This window comes from Streptomyces sp. NPDC017448 (assembly GCF_044330565.1).
Taxonomy (GTDB): Bacteria; Actinomycetota; Actinomycetes; order Streptomycetales; family Streptomycetaceae; genus Streptomyces.
In genome coordinates, this window is sequence record NZ_JBIRLM010000016.1 from 1 (window position 1) to 14312 (window position 14312).

The window sequence follows — 14312 nt, forward strand, 5'->3', positions numbered from 1 at the left end:
TCGAACTCGTCGACTACGGCGTCGTGGGCGACCTCTTCACCGTCGTCCCCCAGCTCACCGACGAGATCACCGCCCGCAAGGGCTGACCCACCCCCGCACAACCCCCCGGCCCCGGGCCGCACGGTGAACCCCACCGCGCGGCCCGGAGCCGTTCCGGACGACCATTGACGCCGGTCGAGCGGGCTTATAACTTCACTATACGGATTGTTGGTTCCGGGAAGCGGAAACGGCGAGAGCGTGGAGGGTGCGGTCATGGGTCAGCAGGAGAAGGTGGCGACGAGCCTCGCCGGTGCGGTCAGCGAGGAGATCAGCGCCTCCCTCGCGGCGGTCGACGCGGAGCTGGCCCGCCGCTACCCGGGCGACCCCGGCACTCGCCAGCCCGTCCACACCGTCTACGTGCCCGGTGACGTCATCGAGCCCGGCACGCTGCGCTCCTGGGGCGACCAGGCGCTCGCGGCCCTCGACGAACACGCCCCCGACGCGGCCTCGTTCGCCGCCGTGCTCGGCATCCCCGAGGAGTTGGCGGGATTGGTCCACGACCGCGTACGCGCCAAGCTGGAGCGCGAGCCCGTCGAGGACCTGCGCATCGACTTCGAGGACGGCTACGGCCCCCGCCCGGACGCGGAGGAGGACCGGGCCGCCGCCCGCGCCGCCCGCCTGGTCGCCGAGGCGTACGCGAACGGCACGGCGGCTCCGTACACGGGCATCCGGATGAAGTGCATGGAGGCCGGGGTGCGCGACCGGGGCATCCGCACCACGGACGTCTTCCTCAGCGGGCTCATGGAGGCCGGAGGGCTCCCGGACGGGCTCGTGCTGACCCTCCCGAAGGTCACCTACCCCGAGCAGGTCACCGCCTTCGTCCACCTCCTGGAAGCCTTCGAGAAGGCGCACGGCCTGGATGCCGGGCGCATCGGTTTCGAGATCCAGATCGAGACCAGCCAGTCCATCCTCGCCGCCGACGGCACCGCTGCCGTCGCCCGGATGATCGACGCCGCGCGGGGCCGCGCGACCGGGCTCCACTACGGGACGTTCGACTACAGCGCCTGCGTCGGGGTCAGCGCCGCCTACCAGGCCAGCGACCACCCGGCGGCCGACCACGCCAAGGCCGTCATGCAGGTCGCCGCGGCGGGCACCGGCGTACGCGTCTCCGACGGCTCGACCAACGTCCTGCCCGTAGGTCCGACCGATCAGGTCCACGAGGCGTGGCGGCTCCATTACGGCCTCACCCGCCGCGCTCTGGCCCGCGCCTACTACCAGGGCTGGGACATGCACCCCGGCCACCTGCCCACGCGCTACGCCGCCGTCTACGCCTTCTACCGGGAGGGCCTGGAGCCGGCCGCCGCCCGGCTCGCCGCGTACGCGGCCAAGGCCGGCGGCGACGTGATGGACGAGCCGGCCACCGCCAAGGCCCTCAGCGGCTACCTGCTGCGCGGCATCGACTGCGGCGCGCTGGACACCGAGGAGGTCGCCCGGCTGACCGGCCTCACCCGCGCCGACCTGGACACCTTCGCCTCGCCCCGCCGGGGCGATCTGACGGTCACGGCCCCGTAGCCGCCGGCCGACGCTTCCGCATCCGGGGGCCAGCAGGTCTACCTCGTCAGGGCTCAAGACCATCCGGTGGCGACTTTTGGGCTCACCTTGGCTGAACCCCTTCTATCCGGCCCGCCCGCGGGCCCCCTGAGCACCCCGCCCGGGCCGAACACCGCCCCGGACCGGGCGCTTTCACGTACGGCGTCGGCCCGCCGCCCCGCCACGGGCGCGGTAGGCGCGCATCGGGCGCGAGGACGGCTTTCTGCCGCCGGCCTTCGGTGAGCGACTGCACGCGCTCATCCCGCACTCCGAGCTGCTCTGGGTGGAGGGGGCGGGTCACACGGTCCAGGAGGACGCCCCCGCCCGGCTGCCGGCCCTGCTCGGCCGGGAGTTCGAGGAGCGCGGCTGACCGGCCCTCAGGCGGGAGGCAGTTCGCCCGAGCCGCGCGGGATCAGCGTGGTGGGCAGTTCCACCCGGGCGGTGGGGTGGCCCCCCCCGTCGAGGCGGCGGAACAGGCGCTCGGCGGCGGTCCTGCCGACCGCCGCCGCGTCCTGCGAGATCACGGTGATGCCGAGCAGATCCGCCAGCTCGATGTCGTCGAACCCCACCAGCGCCACCGGGCGCTCCCGCTCCGCGAGCGCCCGCACCACCGTCACCGTCACCCGGTTGTTGCCCGCGAACAGGGCGGTGACCGGCTCGGGGCCGCTCAGCATCTCCTCGACGGCGGCCCGGACCCGCTCCGGCTCGGTGGAGCCGAGGGAGACCCAGCCGTCCGCGACGGCGATGCCCGCGTCCGCCATCGCCGCGTGGTAGCCGCGCAGGCGCTCGGTGGCCGTATGGATGCGCGGCCGGTCGCCGATGAACCCGATGCTGCGGTGGCCGTGGGCGATGAGGTGCGCCACGCCCTCCCTGGCCCCGCCGAAGCTGTCGGAGAGCACCATGTCGACGTCCACGTGGCCCGCCGGGCGGTCCACGAAGACCGTGGCGATGCCCGCCTTGATCTCCGGCTCCAGATAGCGGTGGTCGTCGCCGGCCGGGATCACGATCAGGCCGTCCACACGACGGGCGCACAGCGCCAGCACCAGCTCCTGCTCCCGCTCCGGGTCCTCGGCGCTGGAACCGTTGATCAGCAGCGCCCCGTGCGCGCGGGCGACCTCCTCCACCGCGCGGCTCAGCGGGCCGTAGAACGGGTCCGCCAGATCCTCCAGGACCAGCCCGATGGAGGCCGTGCGGCCCTTGCGCAGCACGCGGGCGCTGTCGTTGCGGCGGAAGCCGAGGGCGTCGATGGCCTCCTGCACGCGGCGTTCGGTGTCGGGTGTGACGCCGGGTTCGCTGTTCACCACCCGGGAGACCGTCTTGAGGCCCACTCCGGCGCGGGCCGCCACGTCCTTCATCGTCGGCCGGTTGCCGTAGCGGGTCTCGGAAGGGCGGGCGGTCCGGTCCACGTGCGCTGTCCTGTCGTCGGATACGGGGTGTCTGCGGTGCTCCGGGCGGGGGCGGGGCCGGCCGAGCGGGGCGCCGCGGGGGCGGCCGGCGGCCGTGGCGACGAGCATAGGCCCTGGACAACGTTGTCAACAGCAGGGAGACTGTGCAAACTGAGGTCGGAACCCGCAGGTCCCGCCCCTTCGCCGATCCGGAGAGCCCACACCGATGCATACCGACCTCGTCGCCGCGCTCGACATCGGCGGCACCAAGATCGCCGGCGCGCTGGTGGGCGGCGACGGCTCCCTCCGGGTACGGGCGCAGCGCCCGACGCCCGCCAGGGAGGGCGCCGAGGCGGTCATGGGGGCCGTGGACGCGGTGCTGGGGGAGCTGATGGCCACCCCGCTGTGGAGCAGGGCCCGCTCCGTGGGAATCGGCAGCGCCGGTCCGGTGGACGCCGCCGCGGGTACGGTCAGCCCGGTCAACGTGCCCGGGTGGCGCGACTTCCCGCTGGTGGAGCGGGTGCACAAGGCGACGGGCGGGCTGCCCGTGGCATTGGTGGGCGACGGGGTCGCGATGACGGCCGCCGAACACTGGCTGGGGGCCGCCCGGGGCTACGACAACGCGCTGTGCCTCGTCGTGTCGACGGGCGTCGGCGGCGGTCTCGTCCTCGACGGCGCCCCCCGCTCCGGTCCCTCGGGCAACGCCGGCCACATCGGTCACATCAGCGTCGACCTGGACGGCGATCCGTGCCCCTGCGGTGGGCGCGGCTGCGTCGAAGGCATCGCGAGCGGTCCCAACATCGCCCGCCGCGCCCGGGAGAACGGTTGGCGGCCCGGCCCGGACGGGGACGCTACGGCCGCCGCGGTGGCCGCCGCCGCCCGCGCCGGAGATCCGGTCGCCCTCGCCTCGTACGAGCGCGCGGCCCAGGCCCTGGCCGCCGGCATCGCCGCCACGGCAGCTCTGGCGGACCTCGACATCGCGGTGGTCGGCGGGGGAGTGGCCGGGGCCGGGGAGGTGCTCTTTGCGCCGTTGCGCCGCAGCCTGCGCGACTACGCCACGCTCTCCTACCTTCGCCGGCTCACCGTCGCGCCCGCCGTGATGGGCGCCGACGCGGGCCTGGTCGGGGCCGCGGCGGCGGCCATCGCGCTGCGCTGAGGGGCGGAACGCCCGCATCCGTTCAACGCCGTCGCCGTCACGGGGTTTCCGCGGCAGGGTGTTGCGGGCAAGCCACAGGGGGCTACGGAAGAGGGGGAACCGTGATCGTCTGGATCAACGGTGCGTTCAGTGCGGGCAAGACCAGCGCGGCGGGCGAGCTGGTCGACCTGATCCCGAACAGCACGCTGTACGACCCGGAGGTCACCGGCGCGGCACTGCGCGCCCTGCTGCCGCAGAAGCGGCTCGCCGAGGTCACCGACTTCCAGGACCTGCCGATCTGGCGGCGGCTCGTGGTGGACACCGCGGCGGCCCTGCTCGCCGAGGTGCCGGGGGTCCTGGTGGTGCCGATGACGCTGCTGAGGCAGGAGTACCGCGACGAGATCTTCGGAGGGCTCGCCTCCCGGCGCATTCCCGTCCGCCATGTGGTGCTCTCACCTGAGGAAACGATCCTGCGCGGCCGGATCGCGGGCCGCGAGGAGTTCCCCGGCGACGCCGAGCAGAGCGAGCGGGTGCGCCGGTGGGCCTACGAGCACATCGGCGCCTACCGCGACGCCCTCGGATGGATCGCCCAGGACGCGTACGTGGTGGACAACGGCGCCCTCACCCCCCGGGGAACCGCCGAACGGATCGCGGACGCCGTGCGCACCGGGAGCGCCACGCCGTGCCCGATCGTGCAGAGTCCCGAGCCGACCGCCGAGACGGTGGCCGCGGGGGTGCTGCTCTTCGACGAAGAGGACCGGGTGCTGCTCGTCGACCCCACGTACAAGCCGGGATGGGAGTTCCCCGGCGGGGTCGTGGAGCCCGGCGAGGCGCCCGCGCAGGCCGGTGTCCGCGAGGTCGCGGAGGAGGTAGGGCTCCGTCTCGACCGGCCCCCCAGACTGCTGCTCGTCGACTGGGAGTCGCCCCGCCCGCCCGGCTTCGGCGGGCTGCGCTTCCTCTTCGACGGCGGCCTGCTCCGCTCCGAGGACGCCGGCCGGCTGCTGCTGCCCGGCTCCGAGCTGCGCGGCTGGCGCTTCGTCACCGAGGAGGAGGCGGCGGGGATGCTGCCGCCCACCCGGTACGAGCGGCTGCGCTGGGCGTTGCGGGCGCGCGAGCGGTCGACGGTGCTCAACCTGGAGGCGGGGGTCCCGGTGGGCTGAGCGGCGTTCGCGCGGGCGGCCGGGCGGGCCGCGGGCTCGGGGCCCGCCCGCCCCCGGGCGCGCCGCACCGGCGCCCGGCGCCTCAGGAGGCGCGCGCCGCGGCCTCCATCACCGCCGCCGCGTCCTCGGTGAGCGGGTCGCCGTGGCCGAAGCAGACGGTACGGGGAGCGAGGGCGGCCAGCCGCCGGAACGTGGACCGCGCCTCGGCGCGGTCCACGTTGAACACGCCGAGCATCACCCGCTCCTCCGCGGAGGCCACGCAGTCGCCGGTGAACAGCACCCCGTGGCGCGGGAGATGGAGGGCGATGGAGCCCGGAGTGTGGCCGGGGGCGTGCACCACCCGCGCCCCGCCCCCGAACGGCAGCACCTCGCCGCCGCCCACCTCCCGGTCCACCACGGTGGGCGGAGCCTCGGGACACGTCAGCCCGTGCGCGTACAGCGGGCGTTCCCACTCCAGCAGGTCCGGCTCCGGCACGGGCCGCTCGCCCCGGATCACCGGGGCGTCCAGCGCGTGGGCCACGACCTCCGCGCCGTGCCGGTCCGCCAGCTCCCCGGCGGCCCCGACGTGGTCGCGGTGGCCGTGGGTGAGGACGATACGGCGGATCGCGGCCGGATCGTGGCCGAGCCTCCGGACCGCGGCCTCGATCGCGGCGGCCGACTCGGCGTCGCCCGCGTCGATCAGCGTCAGATCCGTCCCGTCACGCCAGAGGTACGCCTGGCCGATCCGGAAGCGGAGCAGGTGCAAGGAGGGCAGTACCTCTACGAGATCCATGCGGCGAACGTACGCGGACGAGGGTGCGCGCCGCACAGGCCTACGCTCCGGGCGACTTCGCCGAGGGCGTAGCCGGGCCTTCCCCAAACTATCGCGGGGCCCGACGGCACGGCGTCGGACCCCGGCGGGCTCAGGCCTTCTTCGACTCCGCGTAGTTGCGCAGGAACAGCGCCTCGGCGACCGACATCCGCTCCAGCTCCTCGGGCGACACGCTCTCGTTCACCGCGTGGATCTGCGCCTCCGGCTCGCTCAGCCCGATCAGCAGGATCTCCGCCTCCGGGTAGAGGCCCGCCAGCGTGTTGCAGAGCGGGATGGAGCCGCCCATGCCGGAGGACTGCATCTCCTGGCCCGGGTAGGCCTCCCGCATCGCCTCGGCCATCGCCGTGTACGCCGGGCTGGTCATGTCGGCCCGGAACGGCTGGCCCTGGCCCACCTGCTCCACCCGTACCCGCGCGCCCCAGGGGGCACGGGACTCCAGGTGGGCGGTGAGCAGCTTCGTCGCCTCGGCGGCGTCGTGGCCCGGCGGCACCCGCAGGCTGATCTGAGCCCGCGCGCTCGCCTGCACGGACGGGGTCGCGCCGACCACCGGCGGACAGTCGATGCCGATGACGGTGACGGCGGGACGGGCCCAGATCCGGTCCGCGACCGTACCCGTGCCGATCAGCTCCACCCCCTCCAGCACCTTGGCGTCCTGCCGGAACTCCGCCTCCGGATACTGGATGCCGTCCCACTCGGCGTCGCCGGTCAGACCGTCGACGGTGGTCGTCCCGTCCTCGGCGCGCAGCGAGGCCAGCAGCTGGATCATCGCGGCCAGGGCGTCCGGGGCGGCGCCGCCGAACTGCCCCGAGTGCAGGTTGCCTTCGAGGGTGTCGAGCTGGACCCGCAGCATCGTCATCCCGCGCAGCGTCGCTGTGACGGTCGGCAACCCGACCCGGAAGTTGCCGGTGTCGCCGATGACGACCGTGTCCGCGCGCAGCAGGTCCGGGTGCGCCTCCGCGTACCGCTCAAGACCGCCGGTGCCCTGCTCCTCGGAACCCTCGGCGATCACCTTCACCGAGACCGGGACGCCGCCGTCCGCCTTCAGGGCGCGCAGCGCGAGCAGGTGCATGATGAACCCGCCCTTGCAGTCGGCCGCGCCCCGTCCGTACCAGCGGCCGTCGCGCTCGGTCAGCTCGAACGGCGGGGAGATCCAGGCCGACTCGTCCAGCGGCGGCTGCACGTCGTAGTGCGCGTAGAGCAGCACGGTCGGCGCACCGGCCGGTCCGGGCAGGTACCCGTAGACGGACTGCGTCCCGTCGGGGGTGTCCAGGAGGGCGACGTCCGTGAACCCTTCGGCGCGCAGCGCGTCGGCGACCCAGTTCGCCGCGCCCTCGCACTCGCTCCGGGGGAACACCGCCGGGTCCGCCACCGACTGGAACGCCACCAGCTCGGCCAGCTCCTGCCGGGCGCGGGGCATCAGCGAGGCGACGGTCTGATGAATCGGACGGGCGGTCATGGGCACGCTCCTCGTGGGTGCGACGTTATGGGGTGGGGCGCGGTGAGTACGCGACCGTGTGCGGCGCCGTCCGTGCGGCGACGCATGTACGACGAAATCATGGCCGATCCTCCCACAGGAGGGCCGGGCCGGAACGCGCCGTAGGATGCCGTGAGCAGCTTGGGGCCACTGGTCGGATCAGGAGCAGAAGCACATCGTGAGCAGCGAGAACGCAGACGCCGGACGTGAGCCGGAAGAGTCGACCGTGTGGGATGTCGTCGTCGTCGGCGCCGGACCGGCCGGCGCATCGGCGGCGTACGCGGCAGCCGTGGCGGGCCGGAGGGTCCTGCTGCTGGAGAAGGCGGAACTGCCGCGCTACAAGACCTGCGGCGGAGGGATCATCGGGTTCTCGCGGGACGCGCTGCCGCCGGGGTTCGAACTGCCCCTGAAGGACCGCATCCACGCGGTCACCTTCTCGCTCAACGGCAAGCTGTCGCGCACCCGCCGGTCCCGGCGCATGCTCTTCGGCCTCATCAACCGGCCGGAGTTCGACGCCGGTCTGGTCGAGGAGGCGCAGAAGGCCGGGGCGGAGCTGCGCACCGGGGCGTCGGTGGTGCGGGTCGAGCAGCACGGTCCCGCCGTCCCCGACCGGCGGACGGTCGCCGTGGTGCTGGCCGGCGGCGAGACGGTGCTCGCGCGGGCGGTCGTCGGCGCGGACGGCAGCGCGGGCCGCATAGGAGCCCACGTGGGGGTGAAGCTCGACCAGGTCGACCTCGGCCTGGAGGCGGAGATCCCCGTGCCCGCCACCGTGGCGGAGGACTGGGCGGGCCGGGTCCTCATCGACTGGGGCCCGATGCCGGGGAGTTACGGCTGGGTCTTCCCCAAGGGCGACACCCTCACCGTCGGCGTCATCTCGGCGCGCGGCGACGGCGCGGGCACCAAGCGGTACCTGGAGGACTTCATCGCCCGCCTCGGCCTCGCCGGGTTCGAACCGGCCGTCTCCTCGGGCCACCTCACCCGCTGCCGCAGCGACGACTCGCCGCTCTCCCGGGGCCGGGTCGTGGTCTGCGGGGACGCCGCCGGGCTGCTGGAGCCGTGGACCCGCGAGGGCATCTCCTTCGCGCTGCGCTCCGGCCGGCTGGCGGGGGAGTGGGCGGTCAGGATCGCGGAGTCGCACGACGCGGTGGATGCCCGCCGCCAGGCCCTCAACTACGCCTTCGCCATCAAGGCCGGTCTCGGCGTGGAGATGGGGGTGGGACGCCGCATGCTTAAGCTGTTCGAGCGCCGCCCCGGGGTGCTGCACGCGGTGCTGACCGGTTTCCGCCCGGCCTGGAAAGCGTTCGCCGGGATCACCCGGGGCACCACGTCGCTGGCGGAGCTGGTCCGTACGCACCCGCTGGCGCAGCGGGCGCTGCACGCGATGGACCGCTGAGGGACGTCTGTCGTCCTGGCCGCGCTCCCCGGCACGCGGGGTGCGGTCAGGACGCTTCGGTGAGGCGGAACACCGGGTGGTCGGGGCAGGCCGCCAGCAGCTCGGCGTCCGTGGACTGCGCCGTGGCCCCCTGGAAGTACTGGTCGACCTCCCAGCCCCACCGCTCCAGATAGGCCCGGACGATCCGGGCCTTCTGCGCGTCGTCGGCGATCTCCGCCGCCGCGAAGCGGCTGACCCTGCGCCCCAGGCGCAGCTCTCCGCCGCCCGCGACGCGCATGTTGCGCACCCACTGCGAGTGGCCCCGGGCCGAGACGAGGTACCGCTCGCCCTCGAAGGTGTGGATGTTGACCGGGATGCGCTGCATCTGCCCGCTCCTGCGCCCCCGCACCGACAGCTCGGCGGAGCCCATCAGGCTGATTCCGTACCGCGCCAGCCGTCCGACGACCTTGTTGAGCCGCTGGGCGGCGGAGCCGGCCCGGAGGTAGTAGGCCTGCTGCGTCATGGCGACTCCCGCGGTGTGAGCACTGCTGCCGGGTGAAGAAAGCGAGAGCGGCGCTCTCGCTTGAGATCAGTGTGCACGGCGTGGTGACGGGAAGCAAGAGCGCTGCTCTCTTTTCTGTCCGGTGCTCCACTCCCGTGGCAGACTGATCGCATGAGCACCATCCGAGGGGCCAGGGAACGCGCCCGCGTCGAAGTGACCGCCGCCATCAAGGACGAGGCGAGGAGGCAGCTCGCCGAGGAGGGCGCGGCCAAGCTCTCGCTCCGGGCCGTGGCCCGGGAGCTGGGCATGGTCTCCTCCGCCCTCTACCGCTACTTCCCCAGCCGCGACGACCTGCTGACCGCCTTGATCGTCGACGCCTACGACGCCGTCGGGGCGGTCGCGGAGGGGGCGGCCGAGCGGGCGGAGACCGTGCCGCCCGCCGAACGCTGGACCGCCGTCGCCTGCGCCGTACGGGAGTGGGGGCTCGCCCACCCCCATGAGTACGCCCTGATCTTCGGCTCGCCCGTCCCCGGCTACACCGCCCCGATGGACACGGTAGGACCCGCTTCCCGGGTGGGCCTGGTCTTCATCGACATCGTCCGCGCCGCGTCCCGGACCGGTGAACTCGCCGTCCCCTCCCCCGCGCCGGAGCTGCGTTCCGACGCCGAGCGGATGGCCGCCGCGTTCGCCCCCGGGGTGCCGCCGGCCGCCGTCGCGGCTCTGGTGGCCGCCTGGGCCCAGGTGTTCGGCCTGATCTCCTTCGAGCTGTTCGGCCAGTTCGACCGGGTCGTGGAGGCGCGCGAGCCGCTGTTCCGCCAGGCCGTGGGGGAGTTGGCCCGCTCGGTCGGGCTTCCGCCGCGGGGCCGGGGAGCGGACCTCGCCTGAGAGCCGCTGCTCCGTCGGCCCGGGAGGCCGACGGCCGGCCCGGTGTGCGGGGTGCTCAGGGGTGCGCGTCCGACGTGGCGTTACGGGCCCCGTACCCCAGGGCGGCCGCCGCGGCCGCCAGCAGGGCGACCGTCGTCAGGGCCAGCGGCAGCGAGAACCAGTCCGCGAGGAAACCGATCGCGGGCGGGCCGAGCAGCATGCCGCCGTAACCGAGGGTGGAGGCCGCCGCGACGCCGCTCGGGCCGGCCAGCTCGCCCGCGCGGCCCACCGCGACGGGGAAGATGTTGGCGAGGCCGAGTCCGGTGACCGCGAAGCCGGCCAGCGCCGCCCAGGCGGTCGGCGCCAGCGAGCCGAGCAGCATCCCGGCCGCCGCCGTCGCCCCGCCGAGGACGAGGGTGCGGGTCTGGCCGAGCCGTTCCAGGAGCAGGGTGCCGGTCAGCCGGCCCGCCGTCATCGTCAGGGCGAACACCGCGTATCCGGCGGCGGCGGTCCCGGGATGCGCGCCCAGGTCCTGCTCCAGGTGGAGCGCGCCCCAGTCGGCCAGCGCCCCTTCTCCGTACGCCGTGCAGAGCGCGATCATGCCGAAGAGCACGACGATCCGGCGGGCGCGGGGCGACAGGCGCTGCCTCGGGGTTCGCGCGTCGGCGGCGCCGGGGGCGGCGTGGGCCGGGCGGTGGCGCAGCAGCGAGGGTCCGGCGAAGGCGGTGACGAGCAGGCCGGCCCCCGCCAGGGCGAAGAGGTGGGCGGAGGCGGAGAGGCCGCCCGCGACCAGGCCGCCGAGCCCGGCGCCGACCATGCCGCCCAGGCTGAACGCCGCGTGGAAGCTCGGCATGACCGGCCGCCGCAGCGCGGCGACCAGGTCGACGGCGGCGCTGTTCATCGCCACGTTCATCCCGCCGTACGCCGCGCCGAACACCAGCAGGACGAGCCCGAGGGAGAGCGCCGAGTGGGTCTGGGCGGGCAGCGCGATGCTCAGGGGGAGCAGGACGCCGCAGGCCACGGTGGTGGCGTGGCTGCCGAAGCGGCGGCAGAGCCGGCCGGTGAGCATCATGGTGACCACCGCCCCGGCGGAGACGCCGAGCAGCGCGAGTCCGAGGGTGGTGGCGGAGGCGCCGGTCTGCTGCTTGATGGCCGGGATGCGGACCACCCAGCCGGCGAAGAGGAACCCGTCGAGGGCGAAGAACACGGTCAGCGCGGTACGGAGGCGGGCCGACGAGGGTGGGGCGGTGTCTCCGCCGAATCCCCCCGGTTGGGCCGTCCGCAGTTTGTTTAGTTGCGGCACAAACTCAGCATAGGGGCGCTCCGACGGCGGACGCAACACGCCTGCGCACCGGAGGCGTCCGGGCCCCGGACCGTCCGGCGGGCGGTGGCCCCACGCCGGGCCCGATGCGGTCCTGCGGGCCGCACCCGACGCCGGGCCGAGGCGTGCGGTCGCGGCCGGAAGCGGCTCCCCGCGCCGGGACTGGGCGTCCGGGGGGTCTCCGGATCATGGGAGACTCACCCCCATGAACGGCAAGGCGACGACCACCCGGACGAAGTTGGAGAGGGGCCGCAGTGCGCTCGGGCCCGCGCTGGAACTGGTCCACACCGGCCGCGCTCCCACCCGGGCCGTCCTCACCTCCGAACTCGGCGTCACCCGCGCCACCGCCGGGGCGGTCGCCGCGGAGCTGGAGGCGCTCGGCCTGATCCGGGTCGACTCCAGCCCCGGGTCGGCGGCCGGCTCCCAGGGCCGCCCCTCGCACCGGCTGTCCGTCCTGGAGACCGGCCCCGTCGTCCTCGCCGCCCAGGTGCACGCCGACGGTTTCCGGGCCGCGCTCGTCGGGCTCGGCGGGCGGATCGTCGCCACATCGCCGGGCTGCGTCACGGTGATGGCCGACCCCGCCCAGGTGCTCGGGGAGGTCGTGGACGCGGGGGCGGCCCTGCTCCGCGAGAGCGGGCTGCGCTGCGTCGGGGCCGGGCTCGCGGTGCCCTCGGCGGTCGCCGAACCGGAGGGGACGGCCCTCAACCCGCTGCACATCGCCTGGCCCGCCGGTTCCCCGGTCCGGGACATCTTCACCGCCTGCGTGCGCGAAGCGGGCATCACCGGCCCCGCGTTCACGGGCAACGACGTCAATCTCACCGCACTGGCCGAGCACCGGCACGGCGCGGGCCGCGGCGCCCAGCACCTCCTGTGCGTGGCCACCGGCCACCGGGGCGTCGGCGGGGCGCTCGTGCTCGACGGCCGCCTGCACAGCGGAAGTTCGGGGTTGGCCCTGGAGGTGGGCCACCTCGCGGTGAACCCCGAGGGACGGCCCTGCCACTGCGGCGGGCGCGGCTGCCTCGACGTGGAGACCGACCCGCTGGCCTTCCTCACCACCGCCCGCCGCGAACCGGGCCCCGAGGAGTCCCTCCTCAAGCAGGCCGGCCACCTGCTCCGCGCGGAGTACGGCGACCCCGCCGTGCGGCGCGCCGCCGAAGAGCTGATCGACCGCCTGGGCCTGGGGCTGGCGGGGCTGGTCAACATCCTCAACCCCGACCGGATCATCCTCGGCGGACTCCACCGCGACCTGCTGGAGGCGGACCCGGAGCGGCTGCGCGCCGTCGTCGCCGACCGCAGCCTCTGGGGGCGCAGCGGCAGCGTACCGATCCTGCCGTGCACGCTGGCGCACAACAGCCTGGTGGGTGCGGCCGAACTGGCCTGGCAGCCGGTCCTCGACGACCCGCTCGCCGCTCTGGCCTGACCCGCCCCGCGAGCACCGTACGGAAGGGGTCGCTCCGTACCGGCTCCGGGCCGCACCGCTGCCGGTCCTCCGGTCGGGCGCGCCGTCCCCCCCTCAGCCGACGGCGGCCGACCGGGCGGGCAGGGACGAGAGGTCGTCGGGGGCGATGGTGACGGACCCGAACGGCCCGTCGGTCATCGACCCGTAGACCGCGAGCGACGGCAGCGTCGAGGCGCCGGTGGTCGTCGGCAGGGTGAACCAGACGGCCTTCCCCGCCGTGCCGACCGGTCGCACGCCCCAGCTCTCGCTGACGGCGGCGATCAGCGCCAGCCCTCGGCCGGAGGTGGCGGACGCATCCGCCTCGTTCACCGTGGGCAGCCGGGGATCGTGGTCGTGGACGGAGACCGTCAGCCGGTCGAGCAGCAGCTCGATGTCGACGGTGCATGACTTGTCCGGCTGTGCGTGCCGGTGGACATTGGTGAGAAGCTCGGTGACGCCCAGGGCCGCCTGGTCGATCAGAGGATCGAGATGCCAGTAGCGCAGTTGCGCCGAGATGATCCTGCGGACTTGACCGATCCGCGACGGCATGGCCTGGAGCGCCACCGTGCAGTGCCTGCTGGGCTCGCTGATCACGGCTGCGACTCCCCGAAATAGGTCCGGAAGAAGAGAAGCGAACGGAGTCGGCGGACGACTGACCGCCGAATCCGCTCTGCTCTTGTCGTGTCTGCTCGTGTCGCGCGACCCGGTCCGGGGAGCGGATCGCTCTGTCACCGAGGGTGCACCTTCAGTGACATGGGACCAGCGTGGCCCAGGGGTTGCGGCTCCGCAACTCGCGGCGGAGCCCGGCGGCCCGGTCGCCGGCCCGCCGTGTCCGTACCGAAGGTCAGTCCCGGCGGCCGCGCGCGTTGCGCAGCGTCTCCAGGAAGCGCCGCAGCGGGGCCGCCCCGTCACGTCTGCGGCTGCGCTGCCCCATCGTCAACCGGTAGCGCACCCCGTTCACCCGGGCGATGACGGAATCCGCCGTGATGAACCACCACTTCCGCGCGCTGACCGTCCCCACCGGGGCGCTGGCGATCTCCCGCCCGTTGCTCGTGAGGAGCGACAGCCTGCCGTCCTTCACCACCACCTGACCAGCCCTGGTCAGCGATCTGGTGAACCGTTCGATCCTGACCCCCGACGCACTGAACTCGACGTCCGCCATCGTGGATTCGCCCCCCTTCGTCACCTCTCCTGCTGTGCAGTGTGCACGGACGCGCCCCGGACCGCCAGAGGGCCCGGCAGCGTGCCGGGAACCCGTCCGCCCCGCCCGTCGCAGCAGCA

At 74.3% G+C, this 14312-nt stretch carries 14 protein-coding genes and 1 pseudogene; 7 read left to right on the top strand and 8 right to left on the bottom strand.

Annotation, left to right across the window (positions count from 1 at the left end; all coding sequences use genetic code 11):
- Positions 1-254 (bottom strand): hypothetical protein (locus tag ACH4K1_RS23825; protein WP_398091348.1); only part of this gene is annotated, 254 nt, incomplete at its 3' end.
- Between ACH4K1_RS23825 and ACH4K1_RS23830 the strand changes: the two genes are divergently transcribed.
- Positions 253-1551 (top strand): DUF6986 family protein, encoded by a 1299-nt coding sequence (locus ACH4K1_RS23830; RefSeq protein ID WP_398091351.1) that lies wholly within the window; start codon positions 253-255, stop codon positions 1549-1551. The genes ACH4K1_RS23825 and ACH4K1_RS23830 overlap by 2 nt on opposite strands.
- Positions 1552-1774: 223 nt before the next feature.
- Positions 1775-1939 (top strand): annotated as a pseudogene (locus ACH4K1_RS23835) (alpha/beta fold hydrolase); the annotation flags it as partial.
- A 7-nt stretch (positions 1940-1946) separates the two neighbouring features.
- On the opposite strand, the gene ACH4K1_RS23840 reads toward ACH4K1_RS23835, so the two are convergent.
- Entirely contained in the window at positions 1947-2975 is a 1029-nt protein-coding gene (locus ACH4K1_RS23840) for a LacI family DNA-binding transcriptional regulator (protein ID WP_398091353.1), read from the bottom strand.
- A 205-nt stretch (positions 2976-3180) separates the two neighbouring features.
- Here ACH4K1_RS23840 and ACH4K1_RS23845 point away from each other — a divergent pair, with 205 nt between their 5' ends.
- Positions 3181-4110 (top strand): ROK family protein, encoded by a 930-nt coding sequence (locus ACH4K1_RS23845; protein WP_398091355.1) that lies wholly within the window; start codon positions 3181-3183, stop codon positions 4108-4110.
- Positions 4111-4211: 101 nt separating this feature from the next.
- Positions 4212-5249: an NUDIX domain-containing protein gene (locus ACH4K1_RS23850; RefSeq protein WP_398091357.1), complete on the top strand. Its 1038-nt coding sequence runs from the start codon at positions 4212-4214 to the stop codon at positions 5247-5249.
- 82 nt (positions 5250-5331) lie between these two features.
- Here the strand turns inward: ACH4K1_RS23850 and ACH4K1_RS23855 are convergent, their stop codons facing one another.
- Positions 5332-6021 (bottom strand): MBL fold metallo-hydrolase, encoded by a 690-nt coding sequence (locus ACH4K1_RS23855; protein WP_398091359.1) that lies wholly within the window; start codon positions 6019-6021, stop codon positions 5332-5334.
- A gap of 130 nt (positions 6022-6151) precedes the next feature.
- Complete coding sequence (locus tag ACH4K1_RS23860; RefSeq protein ID WP_398091361.1) at positions 6152-7516, bottom strand: dipeptidase; 1365 nt, start codon at positions 7514-7516, stop codon at positions 6152-6154.
- 196 nt (positions 7517-7712) lie between these two features.
- On the opposite strand from ACH4K1_RS23860, the gene ACH4K1_RS23865 reads away from it, so the two are divergent.
- Positions 7713-8927, top strand: coding sequence for a geranylgeranyl reductase family protein (locus ACH4K1_RS23865; RefSeq protein WP_073771325.1), 1215 nt, complete (start codon positions 7713-7715; stop codon positions 8925-8927).
- Between the two features lie 46 nt (positions 8928-8973).
- On the opposite strand, the gene ACH4K1_RS23870 is transcribed toward ACH4K1_RS23865, so the two are convergent.
- On the bottom strand, positions 8974-9429 hold the full coding sequence (locus ACH4K1_RS23870; RefSeq protein ID WP_398091363.1) for a nitroreductase/quinone reductase family protein: 456 nt from the start codon (positions 9427-9429) through the stop codon (positions 8974-8976).
- 150 nt (positions 9430-9579) lie between these two features.
- On the opposite strand from ACH4K1_RS23870, the gene ACH4K1_RS23875 reads away from it, so the two are divergent.
- Positions 9580-10293 (top strand): TetR/AcrR family transcriptional regulator, encoded by a 714-nt coding sequence (locus ACH4K1_RS23875; protein WP_398091365.1) that lies wholly within the window; start codon positions 9580-9582, stop codon positions 10291-10293.
- Positions 10294-10348: 55 nt separating this feature from the next.
- Here the strand turns inward: ACH4K1_RS23875 and ACH4K1_RS23880 are convergent, their stop codons facing one another.
- Entirely contained in the window at positions 10349-11479 is a 1131-nt protein-coding gene (locus ACH4K1_RS23880) for an MFS transporter (protein ID WP_398091530.1), read from the bottom strand.
- A 319-nt stretch (positions 11480-11798) separates the two neighbouring features.
- Here ACH4K1_RS23880 and ACH4K1_RS23885 point away from each other — a divergent pair, with 319 nt between their 5' ends.
- Positions 11799-13013 carry an ROK family protein gene (locus ACH4K1_RS23885; RefSeq protein WP_398091367.1) on the top strand — a complete coding sequence of 405 codons (1215 nt, stop codon included), beginning with the start codon at positions 11799-11801 and terminating at the stop codon, positions 13011-13013.
- Positions 13014-13106: 93 nt separating this feature from the next.
- Here ACH4K1_RS23885 and ACH4K1_RS23890 read toward each other — a convergent pair whose 3' ends face one another.
- Positions 13107-13625, bottom strand: a complete 519-nt coding sequence (locus ACH4K1_RS23890) for an ATP-binding protein (RefSeq protein WP_398091369.1) — start codon at positions 13623-13625, stop codon at positions 13107-13109.
- A gap of 250 nt (positions 13626-13875) precedes the next feature.
- Positions 13876-14193, bottom strand: coding sequence for a hypothetical protein (locus ACH4K1_RS23895; protein ID WP_398091532.1), 318 nt, complete (start codon positions 14191-14193; stop codon positions 13876-13878).
- Positions 14194-14312 lie beyond the last annotated feature (119 nt).